20 protein-coding genes are annotated in these 26,414 nt (G+C 56.9%); 5 read left to right on the top strand and 15 right to left on the bottom strand.

Annotated elements, in window-relative coordinates; translation table 11 throughout:
• Positions 1 to 24: 24 nt before the first annotated feature.
• The 4 genes from A6V37_RS42675 to A6V37_RS34880 all read right to left on the bottom strand — a co-directional run bounded on the left by A6V37_RS42675 (position 25) and on the right by A6V37_RS34880 (position 5,715).
• On the bottom strand, positions 25 to 894 hold the full coding sequence (locus A6V37_RS42675) for a hypothetical protein (protein ID WP_242665971.1): 870 nt from the start codon (positions 892 to 894) through the stop codon (positions 25 to 27).
• A gap of 228 nt (positions 895 to 1,122) precedes the next feature.
• Positions 1,123 to 2,283 carry a patatin-like phospholipase family protein gene (locus A6V37_RS34870; protein ID WP_165614500.1) on the bottom strand — a complete coding sequence of 387 codons (1,161 nt, stop codon included), beginning with the start codon at positions 2,281 to 2,283 and terminating at the stop codon, positions 1,123 to 1,125.
• 28 nt (positions 2,284 to 2,311) lie between these two features.
• Positions 2,312 to 4,558, bottom strand: a complete 2,247-nt coding sequence (locus A6V37_RS34875; protein WP_064286826.1) for a ThiF family adenylyltransferase — start codon at positions 4,556 to 4,558, stop codon at positions 2,312 to 2,314.
• A complete protein-coding gene (locus A6V37_RS34880; protein ID WP_064271943.1) occupies positions 4,558 to 5,715 on the bottom strand; it encodes a ComEC/Rec2 family competence protein in 1,158 nt (385 codons plus the stop codon). Before A6V37_RS34880 ends, A6V37_RS34875 begins: the two co-directional genes overlap by 1 nt.
• Positions 5,716 to 6,485: 770 nt before the next feature.
• Here A6V37_RS34880 and A6V37_RS43270 point away from each other — a divergent pair.
• Complete coding sequence (locus A6V37_RS43270) at positions 6,486 to 6,683, top strand: nSTAND3 domain-containing NTPase (protein WP_423213169.1); 198 nt, start codon at positions 6,486 to 6,488, stop codon at positions 6,681 to 6,683.
• A 166-nt stretch (positions 6,684 to 6,849) separates the two neighbouring features.
• Here the strand turns inward: A6V37_RS43270 and A6V37_RS42950 are convergent, their stop codons facing one another.
• From A6V37_RS42950 to A6V37_RS34905, 4 genes are all read right to left on the bottom strand, one after another.
• Positions 6,850 to 7,092: a DUF2798 domain-containing protein gene (locus tag A6V37_RS42950; protein WP_341845771.1), complete on the bottom strand. Its 243-nt coding sequence runs from the start codon at positions 7,090 to 7,092 to the stop codon at positions 6,850 to 6,852.
• A gap of 213 nt (positions 7,093 to 7,305) precedes the next feature.
• Positions 7,306 to 8,184, bottom strand: coding sequence for an intradiol ring-cleavage dioxygenase (locus A6V37_RS34890; protein ID WP_064271942.1), 879 nt, complete (start codon positions 8,182 to 8,184; stop codon positions 7,306 to 7,308).
• Between the two features lie 1,173 nt (positions 8,185 to 9,357).
• Positions 9,358 to 10,074: a substrate-binding domain-containing protein gene (locus tag A6V37_RS34900; protein ID WP_242665970.1), complete on the bottom strand. Its 717-nt coding sequence runs from the start codon at positions 10,072 to 10,074 to the stop codon at positions 9,358 to 9,360.
• A gap of 230 nt (positions 10,075 to 10,304) precedes the next feature.
• Entirely contained in the window at positions 10,305 to 11,852 is a 1,548-nt protein-coding gene (locus A6V37_RS34905) for a methyl-accepting chemotaxis protein (RefSeq protein ID WP_064272045.1), read from the bottom strand.
• A gap of 972 nt (positions 11,853 to 12,824) precedes the next feature.
• Between A6V37_RS34905 and A6V37_RS34910 the strand changes: the two genes are divergently transcribed.
• Positions 12,825 to 13,616: an alpha/beta fold hydrolase gene (locus A6V37_RS34910; RefSeq protein ID WP_064271940.1), complete on the top strand. Its 792-nt coding sequence runs from the start codon at positions 12,825 to 12,827 to the stop codon at positions 13,614 to 13,616.
• A gap of 636 nt (positions 13,617 to 14,252) precedes the next feature.
• On the opposite strand, the gene A6V37_RS34915 is transcribed toward A6V37_RS34910, so the two are convergent.
• Together A6V37_RS34915 and A6V37_RS39715 are read right to left on the bottom strand one after the other, a co-directional pair.
• Entirely contained in the window at positions 14,253 to 15,179 is a 927-nt protein-coding gene (locus A6V37_RS34915) for an NADP-dependent oxidoreductase (RefSeq protein ID WP_064271939.1), read from the bottom strand.
• Between the two features lies 1 nt (position 15,180).
• On the bottom strand, positions 15,181 to 15,666 hold the full coding sequence (locus tag A6V37_RS39715) for a nuclear transport factor 2 family protein (RefSeq protein ID WP_075643607.1): 486 nt from the start codon (positions 15,664 to 15,666) through the stop codon (positions 15,181 to 15,183).
• A gap of 115 nt (positions 15,667 to 15,781) precedes the next feature.
• Here A6V37_RS39715 and A6V37_RS43275 point away from each other — a divergent pair, with 115 nt between their 5' ends.
• Positions 15,782 to 16,276, top strand: coding sequence for an RrF2 family transcriptional regulator (locus A6V37_RS43275; protein ID WP_082902918.1), 495 nt, complete (start codon positions 15,782 to 15,784; stop codon positions 16,274 to 16,276).
• A gap of 397 nt (positions 16,277 to 16,673) precedes the next feature.
• Here A6V37_RS43275 and A6V37_RS34925 read toward each other — a convergent pair whose 3' ends face one another.
• The 4 genes from A6V37_RS34925 to A6V37_RS34940 form a co-directional block, all read right to left on the bottom strand.
• Entirely contained in the window at positions 16,674 to 17,744 is a 1,071-nt protein-coding gene (locus A6V37_RS34925) for a maleylacetate reductase (RefSeq protein ID WP_064271937.1), read from the bottom strand.
• A gap of 161 nt (positions 17,745 to 17,905) precedes the next feature.
• A complete protein-coding gene (locus A6V37_RS34930) occupies positions 17,906 to 18,685 on the bottom strand; it encodes an alpha/beta fold hydrolase (protein WP_242665976.1) in 780 nt (259 codons plus the stop codon).
• Positions 18,686 to 18,739: 54 nt separating this feature from the next.
• Complete coding sequence (locus A6V37_RS34935; RefSeq protein WP_064271935.1) at positions 18,740 to 19,696, bottom strand: VOC family protein; 957 nt, start codon at positions 19,694 to 19,696, stop codon at positions 18,740 to 18,742.
• Between the two features lie 153 nt (positions 19,697 to 19,849).
• Positions 19,850 to 20,827: a LysR family transcriptional regulator gene (locus tag A6V37_RS34940; RefSeq protein WP_165614499.1), complete on the bottom strand. Its 978-nt coding sequence runs from the start codon at positions 20,825 to 20,827 to the stop codon at positions 19,850 to 19,852.
• 200 nt (positions 20,828 to 21,027) lie between these two features.
• Here A6V37_RS34940 and A6V37_RS34945 point away from each other — a divergent pair, with 200 nt between their 5' ends.
• Positions 21,028 to 22,191: a porin gene (locus tag A6V37_RS34945; protein WP_064271933.1), complete on the top strand. Its 1,164-nt coding sequence runs from the start codon at positions 21,028 to 21,030 to the stop codon at positions 22,189 to 22,191.
• A gap of 55 nt (positions 22,192 to 22,246) precedes the next feature.
• On the top strand, positions 22,247 to 23,455 hold the full coding sequence (locus tag A6V37_RS34950) for an FAD-dependent oxidoreductase (protein WP_064271932.1): 1,209 nt from the start codon (positions 22,247 to 22,249) through the stop codon (positions 23,453 to 23,455).
• Between the two features lie 1,021 nt (positions 23,456 to 24,476).
• Here A6V37_RS34950 and A6V37_RS34955 read toward each other — a convergent pair.
• Positions 24,477 to 26,369 (bottom strand): tannase/feruloyl esterase family alpha/beta hydrolase, encoded by a 1,893-nt coding sequence (locus A6V37_RS34955; RefSeq protein WP_064271931.1) that lies wholly within the window; start codon positions 26,367 to 26,369, stop codon positions 24,477 to 24,479.
• Positions 26,370 to 26,414: the final 45 nt, after the last annotated feature.

Raw genomic sequence — 26,414 nt, forward strand, 5'->3', positions numbered from 1 at the left:
GTGTTTCCTGGCAGCCCAAGAACCTTAAGCCTGAGCGTTCTCGGACGCTGCACTTGTCCAAGATGCCAACTCTCCGAATCTGAGCGCGACTCCCGCGTATGGAGAACTGAAATCGAGGTCGAAGCGGAAAGCATTCTTCTTGTCGGTCAAGCCGGGAATGGCGCCGTGCCAGAACAACGTTGCCTTCTTGTCTACCAGTGTCGGAAGGTAGTCGGGCAGCACTTTCTTTTTGCTCGACACCAGTAGCAGGGGAAGTTTCCTCGCTTCATGCAGAAATCGCTTTCTGCTTTCTATAAGAAAGCTATAGTCAGCCTCTCTGACGGTCGACGCGCCGAAAATGATCCGCTCACGCGGATTCAGCGAACTGATGTCATCGGAAACACTGCCAAGAAACGTAAAGGCAGTCTCGTACGTCAGGTGCTGCTTTCCGATAGTCAATGGCTGTAGCGCACGCTCCCCGGGCGTCAACTGGATCCAGGCATCAATCACCTCTTCCAGCGTTCCCGGGTAGTACGCGGGGAGTGTACGGACGGTCACAGCCAGTTGTAGCAATTCCGCCTTTGTGGGCTCTCCGGTTTTCTTCTTTATCGTCGGGCCGGGACCGAGAAGGTTTGGCACGCTTTTGCGTGGCTCTTCCGCGGGTCTTGGATGCGGCCGTCCAGGAAATAGCGACGTTTCAGTGGAACGGGCCTCGTTGGAACAGCCAGCGACATGTCGTTCGGGAGCGAAGAAGTAGGTGTTGATCCTCTTCTTGGGAAACACCTTGACGAGGCAGGCGTCATTTGGGCAATAGCAGTCAAGATCAAATGCGCCCTTTATCTTGTATGCGTAGTCCGCGGTAACCTTTGATTCCACTTGCCAGCATAGCGCTTCGGTCATTAACTCATCGCGCATACTTTCTCCTAACTTGGGATGTTCCTGTTGGCGCCCCGACAGCGGCGATCCTGGAATAAACCGTTCATTTTGACAATTCCGGATCAACTGCCCCGCCCCGGTCATTACCCGATGTGTCGCATCGTTGACAACGCATCTGTAGTCCTGCGCTGAAGCGGCTATGCCCAGGCTGAACTGGCTTCATCATGCGCATATTTGATCAGCTCATCTGCAAAGGTTCTCCGATATTCAGAGAGTAGACAGATATCGGTCGAGGATAATATGGGTAAGCTGCTCGCCACGTAACGACAACGCGTCAAGATCTGCCTGCCGCATCGCGGCGAAATTAGTTGGATAGTCCTTCACTTGCTCACGGCGCACCAGGTCCGGCGACGCATAAGGCAACTGTTCGTCCATCTGGCCCAGATACACCATGCCGAAGCCCTTCAGCAGTCCGTTGCGCGCGTATTGATGCAACCGGCTATAGGTTGCATCCTGTACCTTGCGATGGATCGTCTCGAAAGACAGCTTTACGCGACTGATCCACCAGAACGGACTGGACTCACCACCGACCTGCCCTGCCCCCGCATTCAGACTGATGATATGCGTCGCGTTGAAGCTGTTCACACTGATGCCCGAGTTTCTGCCCGGTTCGAGGACGGTTACGCCGAGGTTTTCGAAGACGCCACCGTCGGTGAGCACTACCTTCTGCGCCGATGTCCTGTTGCCTCGGACAAAGGAGAATTTCTGGATCAACGGCGGTAGCAGCAACGGAAACGCCGCCGACGACGCAACAGCACGGGCAACGGGAATATGGTTGTCTTCAATGCGGCCATATCGCCAGCCTCCTGATGCTTCGGAACCAAAGCGAAATGCGGTGCCCGTGCGCAGATCACAGGCATTGATAATGACCTCCACGCCCTTCCACCGGACGTCTTTGATCACTGTGTCGCCGAAGATCGTCCGTGCGAGCGCATTTTCGAACGCGGTCGTCAGGCTGCCCCAGATTGGTAGCAGACCAGATAGCCGGGCGAGACCACTTTCGAGTCGTCTCGTCGGCAATCGCGTGATGACACGTATCACGGAAAGCACTGCTCCCAACGCACCGAGCGCGAAGGAGGGCAACGCAGTCAAAAGAAGGGTTGCGAAAATCTTGGGTGTTTCGCCGCTGAAAAAAACAGACCTTGCAATCGACCCGTTGAAACCCCTGCGCAGGATGTCGACCATCCGCCGGTCGAACTCAGCGAACTCCGCGCCCCAGTACGCGAGGCAGGCGCCAATCACGCTTCCGCCCGATACGGTGGAAATTACTCTGACCTTGTCCAGCAGCCCGCGGTCATTGAGCGCACGCAGGCATCCAAGATGAAAGGCCATCGCTCGGGAGCCACCGCCGGAGAGCGCGAGCGTCAAAAATGTCCCGGAGGACTCTCGGTGTGCGTCAGTCATCACGGTCGAATACATTGCCTGCTATTAGCGGCGCTTTCGCTGACCCACCGACAATGAGCATCAGAAACTGATGGGCCTGAAAATCGGTACCTTCGAACAGCCGCACCATCGCGCTCCGGTCTGTATGGCTTGGATCGGGTTGCGAGCCCGGATGGGTATGCCACATGCCGATGAACGCCACCGAGCCTCTCGTTCTCGAGGTCTGTTCTGCATTCATCTCGGCTACGCCGCGGGTGCCGCAGATAAAACCCACTGGACTTGCCTGACTATCGGGTGGCGGGCCGCTTACGGCCGTGATCCACACGATCTTGAGAAACCGGTCGATCTCGCCAAACAGGATTCCGCCTGTCTCCGGCGTGGGGCCCCACATCCTTTCCGACTTGCGCATCCATCCGAGCATTGCAGATTTAGCCGCAGGGGCAAGCCGGATCTGATAGCCATGACGTGGATCGACAAGCACATCATCGGATGGCCACGAATACTCCGCTTCAGGCGGTTCATCGGCACGGACGCGTGGGGCCTCAGATGGCTGCATGCCGAACCCACGGGCGTGCTCATCCGTTCCGCTGGCTAGCCAGCCCGCTGCCACATTCAGCATGCGACCTGTCAGTACTGCGATATCCGAGGCGGAGCCAACGAACGTGGGATCAGAGCAACCGGGCTCTGGCTGGAACAGACGCGATGCTCGCGCATCTGTCGGCCAGAATTCATCGAGCAGCATGCGCGCGCTCGGCGCATTTGCAAACGCCAGTTTCATGCGTCTGTCGAGGTCGAGCGCAACGCCCGGCCCGTTGCTCCTGGCCAAGGTCATAAGACCTGCGTCTGCCCGATGCCCGACCGCCATTGAGATGATCGGCGCATGGCTACCCGGTCGCTCACGCAGACACAGTTCCAGCGCAGTCGCAACGCGGATCGATGCCGTTGCATTGATGACGACATCCGCCTCGAACAGTGTCTGCGCGCTCTCGGGACTCCCAAGGACATGAATGATATTTGTTCGCTGCGGATCAGTGTCGATCGCCGGGTTGATGAGGCGGACGTTTGCGCGTGTTGCGTACGCTTTGTTGACGCCCACCTGGTGTCGGCTAAAGATTTGGCGCGCGAGCACGCCTGGCTTAACGACCGTCTTGTCGTACAACGTGAGCTTTCCCACACCGGCGCGTGCCAGGAATGTCGCGATCGTACTGCCGAGTGCGCCGCACCCCAGTATGGCGACGTGACGGCCGCGCCAGTATGCAGCTGGCGTACCGGCATCCCTTGGCACCACGATTTCCGGGCGATCCTCAAGCACCGAACACCAGTCAATGGATGCGCTCTCGGCCCAGTCATTAAACAGGCGCTCGTCAACTGGATCGTCGTTGGTTCTGGCGAGCACGGCCTTGCGCAACTCGATAGCATCGTCTGCCTTGATGCGCCAGGCCGCGAGATGCTGACGCCGCTCGCCGCCAGCAATGCCTCGCATGGCCGCGCCAAGCACGAATACCAGCGGCTTGTTCTCCGGGTTGTGCAATGCGCCGATTGTCAGCAGCAGCCGAATGACGTCAAGCGGGATACCTCGCGCCTGCAGCACGGTCCGCAGCGCCGCGAAGGTCTCCGGATACTCAAACGGCATGTCCGATGGAAGGAGGATCGCAGGCGCGACGCTCATTTGTGACGCGGGCGATTTGTAGTCCAGCCACTCGCCGAGTTCAACACAAAATTCGTTCTCGCGAACGATGCGGGCATAACCGGCCCAGAAAGGTGCGGCAGCAACAGGTGTGTTGACGGTCGGCACCACGACCAGCGCCCGACCGTCATAATAGGCGACGGGTGGGTGCAGCGGCAGTCCCACTGGGTCAAGCTCGTTTAGGGCTGCTGCCCGTAACCATTCGTGCATACGCTGGACGAAGCCGAGCATTCCATCCGCTGGATGCCATTCTGTTTCGGGCGACTGGTAAAGACATACCGTATGCCCCCACTGCACATGCGGGAAGCCGCCGTAGTCGGAATGCGCGAACCAGAGCGCCGGAATCTCGAGAGGGAATGTTGGCGGCACAAAAATCAGTAAGCGCTCTCGCGGCCGGAACGGAATCCCGCCCGCTGCCACGGTATAGGCGCTGCACGCGACGGAAACCGAGATCCTCAGGTCGGCGCCAGTCGAAGCCGGCTCCGTGACCTGGACGATCTCAAGCGCGTCATTGGATTTCTCGGCAATCTGCGTCAACTGCTCGAGTGCCCAGCGTTGACCTTCGGTCCTCATTACTTGCCGAACCCGACCTTCGCCGCGGGTGGCGTATTCGTTCCACGAACAGCGGCGACGGCCTTGGCGAGATCGTCTTCGGCTTGCTCCGACAGCGTATAGTCGCTATCGACGAGGCGGATGCCCGTGTCGGTGACGGTGAAGATGATGGGACGCACTTTCTTCGACGTACTGTATTCGTCGGTGCAGAGAAAATTGCCCGGCGCATCGACGATTTCCAGATAACGAAACTTCGCCTTCGCATGGGGCGGGTTATCGCCCGGCATGTTCCTGCCGGGTATGGCTGGCGAAGACGACACAATATACGCGCCCTTGCGCTTCCCTGACTTCAGGTCGTCCAGAATATCCTGTTGCTCCACCTCGTCGTTATCGAACATCACTTTCCTGGAACAGTGATGCGGCGCAAGCAGCACATCCCACGAAAGCCGGCTATCGTTACCGTGCTTCCGGGTCTCATCGAACACGCGGCGCAGCGTAGGATGCGCAAGATCACCGAAGAACAATCCAGCCATCGATCGCGTGGAGTTGCCGATCAATATCTGCAGCGCAAGGCTCGTTTCGTTCCGCTTGTCAGCCGAATCATCCTTGAATGGCGCATGGATAAACGCGTTGAAACGGCTCCCTACGTTGATACCGTCCAGCAGGGTGACAGGGTTGCCCGGTATCGTGAGAAACGCTCTCGGCAAGCCTTGATATTTCTCTTCCTTCAGCAGATCGTCATAGCCGAACACCCGTACTCGGTTACCCGAGCCGGGATCACCCTGCACCGCGATGGTCTCTTCGCGCCGCCGCCCGGCTTCTTTCCTGAAAGCCTGCGCGTCCGCGCACAGATCCTTATGGTATTCGCGGAAGATCCGCGGCGTGTGCCACAACTCGCCGATCGTGACGTGCTTCAGCAGGTTCGCAAACCCACGGCAATGATCTTCGTCCGGATGCGTGAGAACAAAGCATGAGAGATAGGGTTTGCCATTCCGCTTGGGCAGCTTGGCAATCAGTTCGTCGACGACGGGAATCCTGCCGTTGTCGATTTCGTCCGCGAGTGCACAATCATTTAGATCGATCTGCAAGACTTCGCTATCACTGATTACGACGGTGGTGGCATCACCACAGCCAACCGGCCAGAATATAAACGACGGTCCATCGACATCCGCAAACATGTGATTCTCCGTCCATCTGAAAACGTCTATGTGCGCCGCCAGGCGGACGGCAACTTTTACCTACTCATCTCAAATCATATTACAAGAAATCACTAGATGTTGGGATTTTTTCGTTTTATTTCCAATATGTAGTGTTGCCTTGCGAGATTCGCCTCGGCCGCCACGAGGAAAACGTTTGCGCTCTGCCTGAATCGGCAAGGAATGCCATTCGACCGGATCGTGACGACAGATCGCGCCGCAACTGGGACCATGGCTGCTGACCGGTGTACGGTTTTCGGGTGGTGCTTACGTGACCCGGTCATGCTGAAAATGGCGACAGTCACAGCATTGTCGGCGTGACGAGTGACGACCGCCGATGGTGAAGTAAGTGGAAAATCGGACTCTCGTCCAGCCCCGCAAATCGGGATAGAGCGGGACTGGCTCTCTTGTTCAACCGTTCCTCGGCATATCGCTCTTCGAGCAAGCGTTAAGTTCGGGCACCGTTCCATCTATGTTCGCTACACAGTTCGTCAACCACCTTGATCAGCAGTTCGGAGATCGCCCTCGCCGATTCCGTGAGCGATATGGTCTTCGATGGGCAAAGCGACAACGTTCGCGTAAGACGCCGGTCGCGTACCCGTAGCGACCCTTGCGTTGCTCAAAGAGCCCACGGATACGATTTTTCAAGCTTGCATATTTGTCCTCTGCCTGCAGTACCTTCTGCTGATAATAGAGAGTGCTGCGCGCCAACGATAGCCAGGAATCGCACCTTCCCTCACGTCTAGGCGGCGATTCGGCGTGGCGCAAAAGTGGCATTTACGTCCCGTGACTACATCTACCAGGCGGCAAAGCGCTTTCTAGAACAGCCGGCTCTTCCCGTTCTTCAGGAGTCTCAGGTTGTCATACACGTCGAACAGCTGAGCAAAGGCGAAAAAGAGCAGCTTTTCTACAACCATAGGCGTTGCGTCATTAACGTCTGTTCCCCGTAGCGCGGAGTCTCAATCTGATTCCCACCTGATCAAGTGGGAACCAGAACGATGGAAACGAAGGCAGCAGTGCTCAGACGCACTGAGGAAGAACAATTCGCTTGAGGGATGACCCGCGGTCTAGCCGTTATTGCTTATCACGTCGTAGGCGAGACTGCTGCCGATACGGCTAGCATTCACGCGTAATCCGGTTGGCAAGCCAGCGGATGGATGGCGCCGCGACGACGACAACGGGTAACATCGCAACCCAGGAAAAAAAATATGACCGCAGCCAGTGTGACATAAACGTCCCCTCCGCAACGAACTGCATGCTTGCGATCGCGGATGCTACCGCACACGTTACTCCAGACTGAATTGCGCCGTACACAAAATGGCTGTATTGCTTCGGGATCTTCCACATCGTTTTGGCCATTCCAACACTCACGAGCGCCTGTGCGAGTACCCAGGATTGTCTTCATAAACGGCAATCAAATACGCAAAATCTTTATCGGGACCGTTGTCGAATCGAAGGGTTAAATTGTTGCGTGGCATCTTCTGGTATTTATTGCTAGGTTTGATTTGACTTTCATCGGTCCTGATGTACCGATGAAATTCGCATCATAAAGTTAGCGCCCTGCGTGACCATTCAGGCGGTGGGGGTGGTGTCTAGCACCAGGTTGCAGTGCATCGTGTAAAAAGCCGTATTCACAGTGGTGCCATCCGGCGCGATCCCTGCTTTGTGCCGCAAGAACTGAGCGATGCACGAGGAGCGCACGCCAAACACAACATCCGAATCGAGATATTCGTCAGTATCTGAAAACACGTGCGTCACCAGTGTGTCGAAACCAGGCTTTTGCACCATGAAGTGGATGTGAGCTGGCCGCATTGGGTGGCGATGCATCGCTTCCAGCATCAATCCAACTGTCCCGTCCGTAGGAATCGGATAGCTCCTGGGATACACAGTGCGAACCGATAAAGTACCCTTATCATCCGTCCGAAGCCTCGCGCGCAACGACGCGTTTTCAAGGTCCCAGCCGGCAAATTGAACGTCGTAGTAACCATCCGAGTCCGCCTGCCACACATCCACAAGCGCATCCGCGATGGGTTCTCCACCGGTCGTGCTCACACGAGCGAAAACAAAGCACGGCTCCCCGGCCGCTCCGTTTGTAATATCGGCCCCGTGAGGGGGCACTTCGGGGGCGCCCGGCACGTGGAATGGTCCGAAGACTGTCTGCTCCGTTGCCGAATCCGGGCGTCGATGGCTTTGTGCGACGACCAATTGCGACAGCCCCAGCGTATCGCTCAGAAGAATGAATTCCTGGCGCGTCTCTGTGCATTTGTGCCCAGTTTCCGTAAGAAAATCAATCCCGTACTTCCACTCCTCTTCAGTCAGTCCGGTTTCTTGAGCAAACGCATGCAGATGCTGGATCAGTTTGACAATGATTGTCCTCAGTCGCCCCTCTGGCATATTCGCGAGACTCGACAATACCGCCTGAGTGATGTTTCCCTCATTAAGATCGCGCATTCCCTTCTTCCGCTGGTGAGTTATCTTCGTTGAAAAGGAGCTGCGATGGGCAGGTTTTCGTTCCCGAAGCAGTCTCACGCAAAGTGGATGACAGTTCTCGGCGAAAACCTATGCCACCGTTCCCTGCATGGTTCGCACACCCGCCGGTCGGTCTGAACTGCAAAGCAAATCCTAGACGCCCGCCATGCTTCGATAATCCTCACTGCCCTTGCGGCCATCGAGGATGACTGCATTCGCAATTCGCCGACACTTCTCATAGTGTCAGCGATATGCCTCCGTCATACCGTTTCATCGGCGCCTTTACCAACGTTAGGCACCGTTGAATTGCGATGCCAACCGCGAATTGCGTAGTCGTATCAGGCACGTGAAACCTCGCTCTCTGAATTGACGGCTTCGCTATCCCTCTTGCGCTGCACGTGCATAGTGAGAGCGTTAGGAGCAGGTGGAAACACGCGCCACACGCCATCAGCGTGCCGAAAAAAGAAAACCTCGAATGGCATGACCGCTCTGGACGTCTGCACGAGCACACATCGCCCTGGTCTGCAGTTCGCGCGACCATACCGCGTCAGGCGAATCGGAAAATCGGGCGAAGGCGCCAACCACTTTTCGATGAGCCAACGCAAGGACTTCCCTTCCGAGTTCATTTTGATCTCCTTTAGTCGCGGAAGGCAGACCGATAACAAATGCTCCGTGCACTAACCCGACCACATGCGCCCCGTCAACGTCATCATCAATGTGGCCGTCGTGCTGACGTTGCGCTTGATGAGGAGTTCAGCGATGACCATGAGGTGGGCTTGGAAAGCAGTATGGACGAGCTAGAGAGAAGCCGCCATAGTCAGATGCTAATTGATCGAATTCCAAAACGGCATGCACCGTCAAATGGCGGTCGACTCACGCCTACCACTCGAAGATCCCACGAGTCGGTAAGTTGAGCGCGGTTAGTCACAACGTTCAGGTTGAACCGCCTCCTGGAAACCGGGCCAACCGCAGTCTAATGACGCTCACCGCGAAGAAGAACTTACCCAGAGATCCGATGCCTTGCGTATATGCTCCGGCGCCCCCGCGCCGGCAGTCTAGCGACTGCACCATTCGTCGAGCGCCTTTCGCGCTGTTGCATTTTGACCGCGCATATACGCCCACGGGCAGTTATCGAAAAAGGGGAACTACCATCGCTCACGCTGGCCCCATACCGTGGCATTGCTTGAGCTCATCAGTTGCCTGCGAGCACAGGAAATCAAGCAGTTCGCGCGTTTCCAGGAGGTGCGTCGTGTTCGTACAGACTCCCGCAGAGAACGTCGTCACAATCGCGCAGTCGTCTGGCATCGTCCCCAGCACATCGATGCCCGGTAAGTTCATGAGTTCGCTAAATTGCTGGAAGCCTAGATCCACCACCCCGTCGGCAACAAGCTGCCCGACCGGCACGCCTGGGGGTGCAAGTACGAAACGATTGCCCATCGAATCGGTTATCCCCCAAGCGGCAAACAAACTCATAAGGGCCGTACCACTTGGTCCGGTGGAATATCCAATGCGGTTCGCAGCGCGTATGGATTCACGGAGCGCCCGCTCGTTGTGAATTGCAGGATGAGCTGTGCCGGCACGTACGGCCACGGCGACGTTCGAGCGGACGACATTTGTCTTGCTGCCACCCACCACGTGGCCGCTGGCAATCAGCGCGTCGATGGCATCGCTCGCGAGCACAACAAGATCGAAGGGATTACCTTCACGCACAAGTCGCGCAGCGTCGACTCCGCCCACAGACCTGAAATGGACATCAATACCGCATTGTTCGCGATAAAGCGCGCTGATGTCAGCGAGTAACAGCCGTGTGGCCATCGACGAGACTCCGGCAAGTCTGTCGTCGGAACGAGGAGAGGCAGCGAAGTTTTCCATGGCCCGATTCTGCCAATCGGGATGTGCATTGCCTAGTGCGACGAACCGACTAGCTGTTATGACAATCCGCTATAGGAGGGGTGGACAAGCTTGCTAGCGGTTGCAGCAAGACACAACATACTGGAAAACCATGCTGGACATATTGAACACCCCTCGAGGCTGCACACTCTGATGGCCACCACCGCGAAGCTGCAGCCGTGCTCCATGCGTTCCGCACCGGACGCCATACGTCACCCGTTCTCCGGCAGGCGGAAGCTCGCGATCGACTCGCGCAGCGCGCTCACCTGATCCTTGAGCGAATGGGCGGCGGCAGCAGCCTCTTCCACGAGCGCCGCGTTCTGCTGCGTTACCTGATCCATCTCGCCCACGGCGCGGTTGACCTGCTCGATGCCGGCGCTCTGCTCGCGCGAAGCGTTGCTGATCTCTTCGAGGATCTCGTGCACGCGCCGCACCGACTGCACGATCTCGGTCATCGTCGATCCCGCATGGGTTACGAGCTGCTGGCCTTCGGTCACGGTGCCGGTCGACTTTTCGATCAGCGCCTTGATTTCCTTGGCCGCCGTGGCGGAGCGTTGCGCGAGGCTGCGCACTTCAGCGGCCACGACCGCGAAGCCGCGGCCCTGTTCGCCCGCACGCGCCGCTTCCACGGCCGCGTTCAACGCGAGGATGTTGGTCTGGAACGCAATGCCGTCGATCACCCCGATGATATCGCCGATCTGCTGCGAGCTCGTCGTAATATCGCCCATGATGCGCACCACGTCGTCGATCACAGCGCTGCCGCGCGTGGCGACGTCGGCTGCCTGGCTCGCGAGCGACGCCGCATGCTGGGCGCTGTCCGCGTTCTGGCGCACGTTCGCCGTCATCTGATCCATGCTCGATGCAGTCTGCACGAGCGCCGCTGCCTGCTCCTCGGTGCGCTGCGAGAGATCCGTGTTGCCAGCCGCAATCTCGTTCGCGCCCACGTTGATGTTTTCCGCGCCGCTGCGCACGCGCGAGACGGTTTGCACGAGCGCTGTCTGCATCGTTGCGAGCGCGCGCGTTAGGCTGGCCTCGTTCGTGCCTTGCACCCGCAGGCGCAGGGTGAGGTCGCCCTGCGCGATGCGATTGGCCGCGTCCACCGCGCCTTCGAGTTCACCGCCGATGCTGCTGCGCACGCTGCGCACCACGAGCACCATCACTGCTGTGGCGGCGGCGCCCAGGAGGAAGGTCACGCCCAGCCAGCGCAGCAGGCTATCGTAGAACTCGCCACGCACGTCGTCCATGTACATACCGGTTTCAACCACCCAGTCCCATGGTGCGAAGCGGCGGCCGTAGCCCAACTTGGGCAAGGGCTCGCTGTGGCCCGGCTTCACCCAGACGTATTCGAGAAAGCCACCGTTGGGCTCGCTCGCGACCTTTATGACCTCTCTAAACAGATGTGTGCCTGCGGGGTCGGTCAAGTTGGCGAGATTCGTCCCATTGAGTTCGGGCTTGATCGGGTGCATCAGCATGATCGACTGCGAGTTGTTGACGGTCAGATAACCGTCAGTGCCATAGCGAATCGCGCCGATCACAGAGAGCCCTTGCTTCTGCGCGTCGGATTCGGAGAGGATCTTACGTTGCGAGAGGCCATAGTAATAGTTCGCGACACTCATCGCTTCATCTACGAGAGTCGTGAGCTGTGCTCGCCGCTCAAGGATCATTGATTCGCGGCTTTGCCAAGCGCCAAAGGCGACGATCAATAGCATGCCGATCCAGAGGATCGCGATCATCGAGCGGAGCTTCTTGTTGAGTGTCATCTTTTGCATGTTCGGTTTTCCACGTGTGGTACATGACTGGCGGGACAAGGCCGCCAAGGAATGTTTACGGCGCGCACAAATACGCGTGAGAGCCAGGAAGTACCCTATCAATGGAATACTCATCATGCAGAAAATGCATTCACTCCCACGCATACGACGCCGCGCTCAAAATGCGCTCTAATACAACGTCATGGCGCACAAGCTTCACGTATTCTTTTCAGTTTTGGCTGCATGCGCTGACGCACCGAACTAAAAGGCGCATTCCCCGATTGCGTTCGAGGCCGCCAGGTGACGCACTGCTTATTGATTGGTGGGTCCGGATGTTGCCCTCACCGGTTGTATCGCCGACGTCTCAGCGCGGGAAAAGTGGCCGATGAGAGCGGCTGCCACCAAGGCGGCAGATTCCGAAAAGTTACCTTCGGCGGAATACCTGTAGAACGTTGCTTCTGCGTGGCTCAATCTAGATAAGTGCGCGGATCAGATGTCGGTAAACATCAACATACATGTCTGCACAGACTAAATGAGAGACCCACCAGTGGCGCGTTGCCGGCGTCTCGTAAGGCCGCCTCCCGATATATTTGTATTGCTCGTGCCGTTCGATCTGCCGCATCACGCCCGCTGTCGTATCAATGACAGCTATAACGAGCGTGCGTCACAGTATCAAATGTCCGAACCGGAAGGAAGGCCCAACGAGCATCACGCACGATTTGATGAACAATGGATTGAACAACCTACATCTGTTCAATTCAATCACAGCAACAGAGACACAAGTCATGCGGCGATACCATGTCGTAACGGCAAGCGCGAAACCTATCCTGCCATGCACGACGCCTTCAACCGGTGCCCTGCAATAGCGTCAGAGAATTTCCTATACGTGTCATAGAAACGTTTAATCATTGAGTGCGGAATATCGCGTAAGCAGAAGTGTTTGTGGCAGTGCAAATCCCCCTCGTCTCCGATAAGGAAATTCAAATGAAACCCCATTCGCTTTGCGCTGCCGTGACCATCACGATGGCCACTTTGATAACCAACGCAGCCTGGGCTCAAAGCACCACAGTAATCTCCGCCACACCTGTGCATAACGTTGTGCTGGTACATGGCCTCTATGCCGATGGATCGAGTTGGGCCAAGGTGATTCCGCTACTGCAGGCAAAGGGCTTGCACGTAACTGCGGTGCAGAATCCAACGACGTCGCTCGACGCGGACGTGGCCGCCGTGAACCGTGTATTGGCCGAGCAGGACGGACCGACACTGCTGGTTGGTCATTCGTACGCTGGTATGGTCATCAGCCAGGCCGGCGACAACCCCAAAGTAACGGGACTTGTGTATATCGCCGCACGAGCGCCTGATGCGGGTGAAGACTATCCTGCGCTGACTCGCAAGTTCCCCGTCGCGCCGGCCTCGGCAGGACTGAAATGGTCGACTGACAGCTACGCCAAGCTCTCCGAAAGCGCCTTTGTCACTGACTTTGCCGGCGACCTCCCCAAAGCAGAAGCCGAAACCTACTACGCCGTACAGCAGCCGATGGGCAAGGCCATCACAATAGCCAAAACCACCGTTGCGGCGTGGCACGATAAGCCCAGCTGGTATGCCGTATCAACCCAGGACCGCACCATCAATCCCGACCTCGAGCGCTTCATGGCCAAACGCATGAAGGCCCAAACGATCGAAATAAATGCAAGCCATGTCTCACTGCTGTCTCAGCCACAAGAAGTGGCTAATCTGATTCTTGAGGCGGCTGGACAGGATGTGTCAAAGCCATAGGTCCGACTGAGGAAACACTCGGTGGGTACCTGAGAATCTCCGGGATCACCCCGTCGATCGTGCTGGGTGTCGTCGCCCAGCACTTCGCCTCACAACGGCACGCCGCGGGCTTCGCAACTGACCTTCGCACCCCGTGGCGAACAAGAAGACCGCCACGAAAGGTGTGCCGGCAATATCCGGCCTGAACCCCTGACGGGTCTGCACTTTGTCGTTGCCATATCCATGCCCGCTCACGCAGGTCCAAAATCCGGTGCACATGCTGGAGTGGACGGGTCGGAGAAGCGCTGAGCGAAGATGTCTGCGAGCCGTTGCACCAAGTGGTCATGCGCCAGGTCATCGCAATTCGGCCCTTTCGGCTGGCATCGTAGTTCAGCTTCTGCAACCCAGCGCCTTGTCGAAGATGAACCGGCACATCCCAGCGAAGTGGCGCAAGTTGCGCAAACGGCTCGCCATTAAGTAAGACCTCGAGCCCGCAAGCCTAGAAGCCTAGAATCCTTGCATACGGGAAAGCTCGCCAGCTCTAACGCGTAGTGAGCGATGCCTATGAAATTCGCGGCATCGTTCCCTGACGTAACGGGCAAGCCTTGCCTCGCACCCGATCAAAATACCGCTGGTCGCACTGCCACCAAGCAGAAATCAGGCAGCCGCATCCGGCACAAGGATAAACTTCCCGGGAGCGTGAGGCTTCTTCAAAGCCTCCTGAGCGGCGGCTGCAGCTGCCAGCGGCCAAACGGCCGCAATAGGCACCTTTAGGTGACCGGAAACTACCTGATCAGCGAGCAGGCTCAATATCTCGACGCTTTGCCGCGCAAAGACTGTCGTGATTCCAGGGCCACCAGCTGCTATCGAGCACACGCGCGTAGCGGGCCCAATTAGGGCAACGGAGGACTCGAGTGCACGATTCCCGGCACAATCGAATACTGCATCGAACTCGTGAGAAAATATTGCGCGAATCTTCTCAGAAAGCCCTTCACCGTAAACGACGGGCTCTACGCCGATCGACGCCAAAAAATCCTGCCCAACGATAGACGCGGACCCGATAACCCTTGCTCCACGGCTAACCGCCAACTGCGCGGCAAGCGCACCAACGCCACCCGCTGCACCATGAATCAGCAAAGTTTCGCCGCGTTCAATCGCGAGCACCTGGATCACTGCCCTAAAGGCAGTCAACCCTGCCAGAGGAAGTCCAGCGGCAGCGTGCCAGCTCATCGCGTCAGGTTTCCTGACGAGCGTCTCCACGGGCACGCTGACAAACTCGGCGTACGAGCCGTGCCGCAAAATCTCGTTGCGAATATAGCCAAATACCGCATCGCCGGGAGCGAACTCCGTAACCCCCGCGCCTACGCGCTCCACGACTCCAGCAACATCCCAGCCAGGTATGACTGGAAACCAAGCGTCCGTAAAGCGATCTGCCGCCCCTGACTGGAGAATGTGATCGGCGGGATTCATGGCTGCCGCCTTCACACGCACCAGAACACTATTTTGTGAAATCTTTGGCTCGGGCACGTCGACGTACTCGAGAACCTCTGGGCCACCATACTGCTTATACACTATAGCTTTCATATCAATTCTCGGGCGCGGGCATCGGTATTGGCAGATCCAGCACAATTCCATGAGTTTCGATGAGCCAGCGTCCGTCAACACGTATCAGCCGCGGCAGATAGTAGCCCGATTCAATTGGGGTCACCGTCCCCTGTGCCCCTGAGGTACCTTTAGGCCAGCCGCCGGCGGGTCGTTCAGCACCAACCACATTGTAGACAATGAACTGCGCGTCAATTTCCGCTCTGTTGCCGTTTATCGTGACAATTGGATCGTGCGTCGTGTGGTGGCTCCAGCCGCGCTCAGGATGCGGCTTCATCATATGAGTTACTGCCGCCGCGATAGCTTCGCGGCCAACCAGTTCCCCAACGAGCTCTGGAACACCGGCATTGTTATATAAGAGCTGAACGCGCCCCCCGGGGGTAAATAGTTCTGCCATAGCAGAACCATCTCGTCGATCAGCCGCACGCACATAGCGCGCAAGCACTTGCAGCACTGCGAACTCTTCCATTCAGTATGCCCCTAAAACGGTATCTTTTAAAGATACATATTGTTATGGTAACATGCAAGAGTTATTGATACATTTTTGAACCCCTCCCTAGTGGACTCTTAGGGTCTCTTCTGACGTGATTGACCTACGATTTCCTACGGCGTTGCAACTGATGCTCAGTCTGGCGCTAGCTGATGCGGAGCACGTGGAACGTGTAAGCTCATCGACACTGGCGAAAGGCATCGGCGCAAACCCAAGCTTCCTGAGGAAGTTGATCGTCCCATTGGTTCGCGAAGGTCTAGTAAGTGCGGCGAGCGGCCGCGATGGAGGAGTTCGTCTCGGTCGATCGCCGGATACGATTACCCTGTGCGATATCTACAGAGCCGTTATCGGCGAGAAGAGCATCTGGAGTCCGCGTGAAGACGTTCCCCATCAATGCTTGGTGAGCTCAAATGTAGAGCAGTTTTTTCGGAGCCTGGCTGACCAGGCGAACGAAGCTGTATATGAGGTTCTTGAAAAGCAAACGCTCGCGCAAAGTCTGGACGCCCTCAGGTCGATGAACGCGACCACCCCAAAACGGGTTCGCAGCACTTCAACTCGTCCGAGGCCAAAGCCCCCCCAAGTCGGGTGACCGGGATCTGCTGGTTGGTTCGCATGTCGGGCTTTGGCATTTAGAAGCGCCCCCCGCGGCCGTTGGTCCCGCCGGGTCATCGCCATGTGGCTTCAGAACCTGCCGCCAGCCACGAAAGGCTGCTTCTACAACGCCAGCACCTTGTTGTAGACAACCCACCACACAGCAGCGTTGCGTTGCGGTCGCGCAAACGACTCATCATTGGGCATGAGCTCGAGCCTGACGGCCGAGAGTCATTGCATACGGGGGAAGTCCACCAGCTCGCACGCGCTGTCAACAACGCATCCACCCCACCGTCCACCGCTTCAGGGACGTGTTTCCCATCGGATAAATGACGGCCGCTGAATACCGCTGACTCACTGCCAGTCGACCACGCTCCCCCCTTGCACCACCTGGCTCAGACCAGCTCTGGGCGGTGACCCCAATATGCATTCTCAAGCAACGCACGGATTGCCTCGCGATTTAGGGGACGAGGATTTGGATAGGGTTTGGTCAGTGCGGCGTCTGTTACACGATCAAGGTCGAATTGATTCACGCCAAGTTCTCGCAACGACTGAGGGATACCCAGTTGAGCCGCCAGATCAAACAAACCTTGTGCCGCATCCTCCGCCCCCAACGCGCGGCAAATGGACGCCATCGCGTCTGGCGCCGCCCAAGCGTTGTACGCCGCCACATGGGGCAACACAATTGTATGCGTTTCCGCATGCGGGAGATTCAGCATTCCCCCCAACGTGTGGCACAGCTTGTGATGTAGCGCAACTGAGGTCGTCCCAAGCACCGTCCCCGCGAGCCAGGCGCCATACAGGCACTCCTCTCGTGCATCGATATCTGTCGAATTTTGTACAACACGCGGCAAACCCCGCGCTAAATACCTTATGCCTTCTTCGGCGATCATTGACGTGACCGGATTGGCGTTCGCTGCATAGAGTGCCTCAACACAATGCGCGATTGCATTCATGCCACTAGTCGCGCTCATTCTGACCGGCAATGAAAGCGTGAGTTCCGGATCGTAAATGACCGTGCGTGGCAGCACCCTGATATCGTTCCCCGTCTTCTTCGCGCCGCCCTCAGTGATGCCATAGATAGGCGTCATCTCAGAGCCAGCGTAGGTGGTGGGAATCGCCAGAATCGGTATGCTGGACTCCAATGCAATAGCCTTTCCGAGTCCAATAGTTGAACCGCCACCGACAGCCACAATGCAATCGGCACCGAGACTGGCCGCAAGCAAACGTGCCTCGCGCGCTACCTCGATCGGCACGTGCATGGCCGCTTTGGGAAAGACACCGCTGCATCCACTGCCGAGCTTGCCGGCAATTGCTCGGGCGAGATCGACCTGCTCAGGCGTACAAACGACAAGGGCGCGCCCGACCCCCAACTGAGAGAACTCGGCAAGCAGATTGCTTAAGGCACCTCGACCGAAAACCACCCGCGACAAGATAGGCGAGAAAATGAAAGAACGCTGGAACATAAAGATACCGAAATGTATTTGTAGCTCAACAAGAATGCTGGCGCACCGCAGAGAATATATGCGTGCCCCAAATGCAAGTCGCCGTAGGAAGGGGCGCCTTTCCAGTAGACCGATTTCGCGATCTGGCGCCCCACCCAGCGTTTCTTACACCATCGTAGAGGTCAATGTGCGCCTTCGCCATCCGCGGCATTAGCGCTCGACGGATCCACGAAGCGCTCGATCGCCGATATCGTTGCGGCCGGGGTTTCGAACGTCGGATAGTGGCCCGCACCACGCAATACCTCTAGAGCCACATGTCGATACCACCGCAACGTGGTCTCGCGCGCAGCCGCCTCAGTACAGTTCGGATCATTCTCGCCAATGAGCACGAGCATTTTCGCATCCAGGCTCTGGACTTCTGCATGGATGTCCGTGCGACTTGCATCAAGTGCATAGCTGGCGAGCGCGCGGCCGTCGATTTCACCCCAGGTGGATGCCACAATTTTGCGCGCAGTGGCTACCGAATAGCGGCCGGCCGTGCCCATCCGCACCAGTGCTTCGCGTCGCTCACGCGAATCGGCGAGCGATTGCATGAACGCAACCCGCTCCGGATCAGATCCAGCACCCTTTGCGCTTAGGCCGGCAATCGAAATGATCGCGTTCACGCGATTCGGCAACGCGGCAGCGAGCATTTGCGCGACTAACGCACCCAGCGAGTGGCCTGCCACAGCGAAGCGGCTCCAGCCCAAATATTCAATCAGTCGCACCGCATCAATGACCACTTCGCGCAAGGTCAGCAAGCCAACCTCCCCACGCGCCTCACCGTAGCCGCGGTACTCCGCGATCGCATATTGAAAGGCGTCCAAGTCCGCGTAGCGCAGCATGTCGTCAAAGGCGTCACGAGTGCCGAGCAAACCTGGAAACAGCAACACTTTATTCCGACCGCGCCCAACGAGTTTCATCGATTTCACGAGCGCCCCTCCTTCGTACTCGGATGTTGCAGCCGATTCTTCCCGTCATACATGAATGGGATCCTCCACCTGCATCATCTTGCGCAAATCATCGTGCGACATGTCGAACTGCGGCGAGATCTTCAGCTCCGTGCCGAGCATTGACTCTTCTTCGTCCATCTTGAAGCCCAGCGATTTCGTCGCCTCAAACATGACGCCTCCCGGCGTGCGTACGTAGACGGACTCAAAATAACCCCGGTTCTTCCGGTCGGAAAAATCAGTGAACCCCATACCCTCTGTATCAAACTTGACGCGTGCCTGGGCATCGTAGTCGGGAACGTCAAACGCGCCGTGATGAACAATGCCTTCCGCGAGCGTCCACGTACCTTGGCGCAGATCGGGGTCATGGAGGACATCGATCCGGCGGCCCGCCCCCCCCACGTCCGCTTCGTAGCGCGCGAAACGGCCGTCCGTCATGGTCAAGCGGAAATGCCACGCATCTTTCATGAAGATGTCCATGTCCTCCAGTTCGCGCACGGTTGCAGTCCAATTGTGGAAGCCTCGTACAGCATACTGCTCGGGAACGTACTCCGATTTCCATGGCTTGCGTGTGTCCAGCGGATCCTCGACAACCTCGAAGTCGATACCCGCGTGCACTACCCGAAGATACTTCTCACCAAACCGTTCCGACTCCTCCGCGATCTCCACACCATTGCGGCGGAAATGCTCACGCCAGAACTCAAGCGAACCACCAGGGATGGAGTACGCAATAGCCGTGAACTGCCCCGACCCCTTGCGGCCCATTAATCCCGTACGGCGCATCGGGAACGTTGTCATAACCGTGCCAGGCGTCCCGTCGGCATCGCTGAAGTACAGGTGGTAGATCGGAATACGTCCGTCGTAGAACAGCGTGCGTTTGATGAAGCGCTGCCCAATGACCTTGACGAAGAAGTCAACGTCCCCTTGCGCAGTCGACGTGCAGAGCGTGATGTGGTGGAGCCCACGGATTAGCCCAGTTTCCATTGCGTCTCCTAGTTGATGAACAGCCCATCCGGCACAACTTCTTTAGAGCCGGTAGGCATGGGAGCGAGTATGGATAAGGGGGGAAAGAAGCGCCACCCTCTTCGCTGAATGGGCTGCATGCCGAATCAGCATGAAACTAGGAAAGTGAAGGCGTCAGCCGCCCAGCGTCGTCGAATCGGGAGGAGCAAGCCCGTCGACGCCCTCGAGACCATCAGGATTGGCCAGCAAAGTGTAGATCAAATCCCGGAACCACTTGTTCGCGGAGTCCTTGTGGAAGCGCTCGTGCCAGAATTGCCGCACGGTGAAACCAGGGATATCGACGGGCAATTCCAGGACCTGGGCGCCAAGGAGTTGTGAAATCTGCTCGCCTGCTCGCCGGGAGACGGTGAAGAGCGCGTCTGAGCTCGGGAGTGTAGTGATTGCTGTAAGGAAGTTCGGGACAATGACCGCGAAGCGCGCGGCGGGAATATTTTCCAACAAGAAGCGTTCCAAGGCTTCATAACCAGTCGGAAGTGGAGCAACCAACGCGTGAGAAGCGGACAAATAGTCACTACGCGTCAGGTTCCCATGTATCGTCGGATGCGCGCGGCGCACGAGACAAACATAGTCGGAGTAATACAAGCGCCGCTGGTAGAACGCTTGCCGGTTGACAGCGAAGCTGCCCACGGCCACGTCCACCTCGCCCTGCTCCAGCATTTCATCGACCCCGTGACGCGGAGCATTGGTAGCCCGGACGCGAATTCCCGGTGCATTCCTCGACAGGAATGAAAGCAGCTTTGGCAATAGGAAGGCAGCGCCAAAATCCGTTGCCGCAAAACTGAACGTGCGGGACGAAGTAGCAGGGTCGAAGTCGGTCGAGCCCTCTAGCGCCTCCTGCATCAGCTGAATCATCAAGGCAATCTTTGGGGCAAGTTCATGCGCTCGCGGCGTCGGCGACATGCCGCCAGATACCCGCACGAATAAAGGGTCACCAAAATACTGCCGCAACCTTGCGAGCGACTGACTCACTAGCGGCTGGCTCATTCCGAGACTGTCACCCGCTACCGTGAGACTACCTTTGCGCATAACCGCGTCGAACACGACCAACAGCCGTAAATCGAGCGACGCAGCGAGACCATTGCTGACTGTCACCGCTGAGACCTCCCTTGATTTCGCAGCGATCCTCATATACCAGCGCTTGCACGTCAATAGGGAAAGACCTTGACCGCTGCCAAGGACGCGCATTCATATTTGGCATAACGTGAATGCAGGTTCATGTGTCGACAGCACGCGGTTGGCCCGTTAGTTTGCTAGGAGCAGCAAACGACAAACAGAACGGGTTTAGGAGACAAATGAGCAAATCGATCATCAAGGTTGTGGTGCTTGCTTCAGCGATAACCATGACCGCAGCCGCACATGCGCAAAGTTCAGTGACACTCTATGGGATCATCGACACTGGGATTGACTGGGAGAACCACGTTGCCAATGGACCTGGACAAAAAACCTCCAGTGGCTCTGCTGTTCGCATGACATCCCTGTCATCTTCACTACCATCGCGGTGGGGACTGAGAGGCGATGAAGACCTCGGCAACAACTTGCATGCGATCTTTGAACTCGAGAACGGATTTTCGCCCAGCACGGGCGTTCTGGAGAACGGCGGGCGTCTGTTTGGACGCTCAGCGTGGGTCGGTGTGCAAACACCTTATGGTACGGTTAAATTCGGTCGGCAAATCAACATGACCTATGTTGGGCTACTCAGAAGTACCGTGTTGGGCCCCAGCCTGTATTCCATCGCCTCGCTTGATCCGTATTTGCCGAACGCACGCTCCGATAACGCGGTTAGCTACCTCGGCACTTATCAGCACTTCGTCCTGGGCGCAACATACAGCTTTGGGCGCGATGCTGCTTCCGTACCGTCAGCAACAGGTGGCGCATCGTTCAGTCCGAGTGCATCGAATTGCCCAGGCAACGTGGCAGGTGACACGCTCGCGTGTCGCCAGATCACTGCGCTGGTCGGATACTGGGGCGACAACGTAGGCGGCCAACTTGTCTATGACGAACTACGCGGGGGGCCGGGAGGACTGCCCAATAGTGTGGCATTCGATCCGTCGTCGCCAATCCTGTTGCGCAGCAGCGCAGACAAGACCACTCGCTATATGGCGAGCGGCTACGTCAAATACGGCAACTTCGACATCGAAGGTGGCGTAATTCATCGTCGGACAAAAACACAATCAACGTATGAGACAAATATCTTCTACGGAGGCGTGTCTTATCGACTTCGCCCCGATCTGATTTTCGACGGTGAAGTTTCGCGTATCACCACGACTGATCATGAAAACGCCAATTACTATGTCTTAAGGTCAACATATCTTCTATCAAAGAGGACATCGATCTATTCGATGCTCGGCTTCGCACAAAACAATAGCCACGCTTCCTACTCAGTCGGCTCGGGGTATTTCACGACGCCAGGCGCAAAGCAGGTTGGTTTGTTGTTCGGATTTCAGAACCGATTCTGAGGGACGCCGGGGAGCGCTTCCCCGGCACGATTAAACGCATCACTAGGAAAGCAACATGCATCAAGATGAAAGAATCGCGATTATTGGCGCGGGGCCCGTTGGCCTGACGACAGCACTTGGGCTCGCGCGTCGCGGCGTGCCTTGCGTCGTCTATGAGTCACTGAGCACACTTGCCCGCGAACAGCGTGGCGCTGCCTTTCACCCGCCTACGCTTGAAATGCTACATGAGCTCGGCCTAGGCGAAGCTCTCATGCACATGGGCCTGCGCATACCTGTCTGGCAGATGAGAGACCGCGTCAATGGCATCTACGCAGAATTTGATCTCGGATCGCTCGCTGACGTGACGAAATTTCCGTTCCGATTTCATTTGCCACAACACTACCTCTCTGCTGCTCTTCTCGACGAGCTGCGACGACATCCACTCGTAGAGATCCGTTTCGGCGAAACGCTCGAGCGCGTAGAGCTGGAGGACAAGTCAGTGCGCCTCATCTTCTCGACGGAAAACGAGCACCGCGAGACACGTGTACCGTGGGTCGTTGGCGCCGATGGTGCACGCAGTACGGTTCGCAAGACGGGAGGCTTTGAATTCGACGGCTTCACATGGCGCGAGAAATTTCTGGTGACGAATGTTCATAACGCACTCGAAACACTCGGCTATACGGGTACAGCGTACGTTTCAGATCCGGATGCGTGGGCTGTCGTGCTGAAGCTCTACGACGATGCATGTGATGATCTGTGGCGCGTCGCAATGCCCGCCGATCCACATGTTGAAGACGAGGTCCTCCTTGAACCTGAAAACGTCCAGCGCCGCTTGAGAGAGGTGCTCGGCAGCGATATGACCTTTTCCGTGGCCTACTCTGGGACCTACCGCGTGCATCAACGCGTTGCGGATACTTTCTTCAAGGGGCGAATTCTCCTTGCTGGAGACGCTGCACACATCAATAACCCAATCGGCGGCTTTGGCCTCAACGGCGGCATACACGATGCCTGCAATCTCGCACCCAAACTCGCAGACGTATGGGAGGGGCTCGCCGGAGAAGATGCGTTGGAGCTCTATTCGCGCCAGCGCCGTACGGTCGCGCTCGAAGTCGTACAGAAGAATAGCATTCGGAACAAAAACTTGATGGACGAACACGATCCCAATGTTCGCCTTCGCAACCAGCAAGCGATGCACGAGATTTCTCTCGACCCACAAAAGAGTCGAGAATATCTCATGGAAACGTCTATGCTGAGTTCGATCGTACGCGCCGATCAGATCTGCTGACGACGCCATCTCGAATTTTCCAAATATCAGCTGTACCATCCCCCGAAAATTTGCCCCCCACAGACTAATGTCACAAAGGCAGGGTTCCGAGTTGTGTGGAACCCTGCCTTTTCATTTCAAGCTCCCTATTCACTGCAAACTCCCTCATAGTTACATGATAAATATAAATACCAATCGATCATATACGTGACACACGTTGAGGATGAACCGACAGGAGATTTTCTGCTCCATCTCAAGTTCGCTCCACGCCGCACAGCGGCTGCCAGATGAAATTGCAATTCATCTGGTCCGCAGTCTTCTCGAAACGCGACATTGCATTGCCGATGCAGGCGTTGGCCGATGACACCTCAGAAAGGTCGATACCTGATGCTCATGATGGAAGCAGTCGCGACCGCCAAATCGTTTTCGGCAGCCTACCCGACAATACATTCTTGAAGCATTCGCGTCCCCCGAATCGCTCGCTTTGCACGGCAGAGGCGACCCGTCTGGTGTCTCCGATTACAGCATGGTCAGCTGGTAGCCAAGCAAGAACATTCTTACCAACGTAGCATGAAAAATGATAAAAAATGCCATTGACCGAGCTTCTTTTGCTATCTAAGCAAGGTGCCGACATTTCCACATAATCGAAAATCGGGAAACTACGATGACAAGTCCACATTGTCCGGGTCGAGACACTCTGAAAGCCCGAAACCTCACCGTGTTCGATGATTCAGAGTGTGTTTAATATGACGTGCCACAGAAAGCATGCACGTTGAGACGTTAATTTCCTGTATCCAACACACGGAGATTGGCAGCACATCCAAACATGGACAGATGAGTCAGTCGCGCATAGTTTAAACGCACCATCTTTGTCAACTGATCTCGGAGCAGGATCTGGTCGACCGGGCCACGCCTCCATGCTGTGGTTACTATGATTCGGAGGAGATACTTCAGTCGCGTTTGAACCGCGGACCCTGCCCGGGAACAAGTTAGAATGCGGCACCGCAATTAGAGAAACGATTTGCGGCGCCGTCCTTAACTACTAGCTACAGGTAAAACTCGACGCCGCGCCGACCGGCCCTCCGCGGTAAGTGAGCTTCGACGGATACATGCAGATCGGGCGAGTGATCGTTGCATCCTGGCTCTGCAAGGGAATCTTATCTGGCGCCACACCGTTCTCAACCCAATTCTTCAGCTGGGCGTACAGCTGATTGAGAGCAAGCTGCGGCGGATCCGCAGGCGGACTCACACCGGTAATTCCATTCACGGAGACGCCGGCACAGTGTCCCATCCCGGGGATAAGGAACAAGCGATAGAAGTTCTGGGTCGCCGCAACTCCCCCCATTCCGTTCGCCACATTGGCGAAGTAGCTGATCGACCCTTGGGGGGGGATCAACGGATCGGCCATGCCATGAAACGTAATGAGCTTGCCATTGTGGGCCTTGAAACCTGAAAGGTCCGTGCTGTCGGTATTGATGTTGCCAAACACCGTGTTCAGAGCCACTCCCTGAGCGAAAGCAGACGCAAGACTCGCATACGACAGCGACATCCAGCCATTCGCCGTTCCGTTTCCGGTGGCGTTCTGGAAGAACGGTGACGCGAGGCTCGGCTTCTGCAGTTCAAGCGCAACCTGCTGCGTAGCAAATGGAATCGGCATCGGCACACCATTCGCCGAGTCAGCAACTGCCAGGCCAGTCCCACCAGCGGTCAATTGCGCCCCTCGGGGATAGCCGAACCAGAGCTGGTTCGGCTGCAATTGTTCCGCGAAGCCAGTCGCCTGCTGGGGTGCAGGAACACTGCCATCGGTCGTCATACCATACCAGATCTTGTTTACCGCTCTTGCCTGCACGGTCGTCACGCACGCGCTCGTTGTGTTGGTTCCCCCACTCGAGGTACACAGCACGGATTTGTCCTGTGTTGGATCATAGTTACATGAGGCCGCGTCACTAATGAAGCCGTCATGCTGCCCCGTAAGCGTTGTGTCACACGCACTGACGGCCGAAGACGAAACGAGGTTAACCTGGGCTGGCGTCAGGACTACACCACCCAGATCTTGCTGCATAACGACTTGCGGGAAAAGTTGAGCTGTCTGGAACCGGGACATGTTGGCTGCGGCGTCCCCGGCAAGAATTCCGTCGAAGTCATCCGGGAAACTTTGTGCCTCCTCCAGTCCCTGCCGGCCACCGGTCGAGCACCCGTCCCAATACGAATATTTGGCCGGCGCTGAATAATAGGCCGTAGCTAGCGCCTTCGTCTGCACGGCCATTTGATGAATGCTTCGACTTGTGAAATCCGTCGCAAGGGTAGTATTGATGCTGCCGTCCGGATTCATCAGGAAGGAGCCGTCCAAAACGCTGCTAATCGGATTGAAGGAGATATGGCCAGTGTCGGTAATAGCACTGACTGCGCCCTCCACCCCCGCGACGTCTGCGGCCGTTCCGGACACACCCAGTGCCATGATGCCACCAACGTCTGTAAGCGAGCTTATCTGGGGATAGCCAGCAAATCCACCGCCACCAAGTACGTGAATCCGACCATTCCAGTTAGCTGTGGACGGCAGCCAAACTTCGACCCCAATACCCGCTGAAGTGGAGGGCGCGCCGGCAGGTCCGGGATTGCCGGGGCCAACGTTAAGTTTCACGAGGCACTCGTCATTTGCTGCGGTGACACCTGATGCTTTCCCGTTCAAGTTGATATCATCGCCTTTTTTGAAGGCCTTCACGAGAGTCACCGTCGTGTTTGCGTCGGGCTTGAATGCCGTCTTCATGGAATCGTCGCACGTCAGCGGCTTGGCAGCGGCGGCCGTTTGAGAGCCGGCGATCGAGCCCCCGCTGCACGCAGCAAGCACAACAACGCCTGTGCAAATTGCAGCGAGAAGTGGCACACCCACCCTTACCCTGTATCGATACACGAAAGAATCTTGACTTTGTCTCATACAATCATCTCCTAGCCTCTATATGGCTGCTTTGTTAATTTTGTC

This window comes from Paraburkholderia ginsengiterrae (assembly GCF_001645125.1).
Lineage (GTDB): Bacteria > Pseudomonadota > Gammaproteobacteria > Burkholderiales > Burkholderiaceae > Paraburkholderia > Paraburkholderia ginsengiterrae.

What these genes read in the sequence shown, in the direction of transcription:
- A6V37_RS42675 (WP_242665971.1), bottom strand. Translation starts at nt 894, where the DNA reads ATGCGCGATGAGTTAATGACCGAAGCGCTATGCTGGCAAGTGGAATCA.
- A6V37_RS34875 (WP_064286826.1), bottom strand. Translation starts at nt 4,558, where the DNA reads ATGAGGACCGAAGGTCAACGCTGGGCACTCGAGCAGTTGACGCAGATT.
- A6V37_RS34880 (WP_064271943.1), bottom strand. Translation starts at nt 5,715, where the DNA reads ATGTTTGCGGATGTCGATGGACCGTCGTTTATATTCTGGCCGGTTGGC.
- A6V37_RS42950 (WP_341845771.1), bottom strand. Translation starts at nt 7,092, where the DNA reads ATGGCCAAAACGATGTGGAAGATCCCGAAGCAATACAGCCATTTTGTG.
- A6V37_RS34890 (WP_064271942.1), bottom strand. Translation starts at nt 8,184, where the DNA reads ATGCGCGATCTTAATGAGGGAAACATCACTCAGGCGGTATTGTCGAGT.
- A6V37_RS34900 (WP_242665970.1), bottom strand. Translation starts at nt 10,074, where the DNA reads ATGGAAAACTTCGCTGCCTCTCCTCGTTCCGACGACAGACTTGCCGGA.
- A6V37_RS34905 (WP_064272045.1), bottom strand. Translation starts at nt 11,852, where the DNA reads ATGACACTCAACAAGAAGCTCCGCTCGATGATCGCGATCCTCTGGATC.
- A6V37_RS34910 (WP_064271940.1), top strand. Translation starts at nt 12,825, where the DNA reads ATGAAACCCCATTCGCTTTGCGCTGCCGTGACCATCACGATGGCCACT.
- A6V37_RS34915 (WP_064271939.1), bottom strand. Translation starts at nt 15,179, where the DNA reads ATGAAAGCTATAGTGTATAAGCAGTATGGTGGCCCAGAGGTTCTCGAG.
- A6V37_RS39715 (WP_075643607.1), bottom strand. Translation starts at nt 15,666, where the DNA reads ATGGAAGAGTTCGCAGTGCTGCAAGTGCTTGCGCGCTATGTGCGTGCG.
- A6V37_RS34925 (WP_064271937.1), bottom strand. Translation starts at nt 17,744, where the DNA reads ATGTTCCAGCGTTCTTTCATTTTCTCGCCTATCTTGTCGCGGGTGGTT.
- A6V37_RS34930 (WP_242665976.1), bottom strand. Translation starts at nt 18,685, where the DNA reads ATGAAACTCGTTGGGCGCGGTCGGAATAAAGTGTTGCTGTTTCCAGGT.
- A6V37_RS34935 (WP_064271935.1), bottom strand. Translation starts at nt 19,696, where the DNA reads ATGGAAACTGGGCTAATCCGTGGGCTCCACCACATCACGCTCTGCACG.
- A6V37_RS34945 (WP_064271933.1), top strand. Translation starts at nt 21,028, where the DNA reads ATGAGCAAATCGATCATCAAGGTTGTGGTGCTTGCTTCAGCGATAACC.
- A6V37_RS34950 (WP_064271932.1), top strand. Translation starts at nt 22,247, where the DNA reads ATGCATCAAGATGAAAGAATCGCGATTATTGGCGCGGGGCCCGTTGGC.
- A6V37_RS34955 (WP_064271931.1), bottom strand. Translation starts at nt 26,369, where the DNA reads ATGAGACAAAGTCAAGATTCTTTCGTGTATCGATACAGGGTAAGGGTG.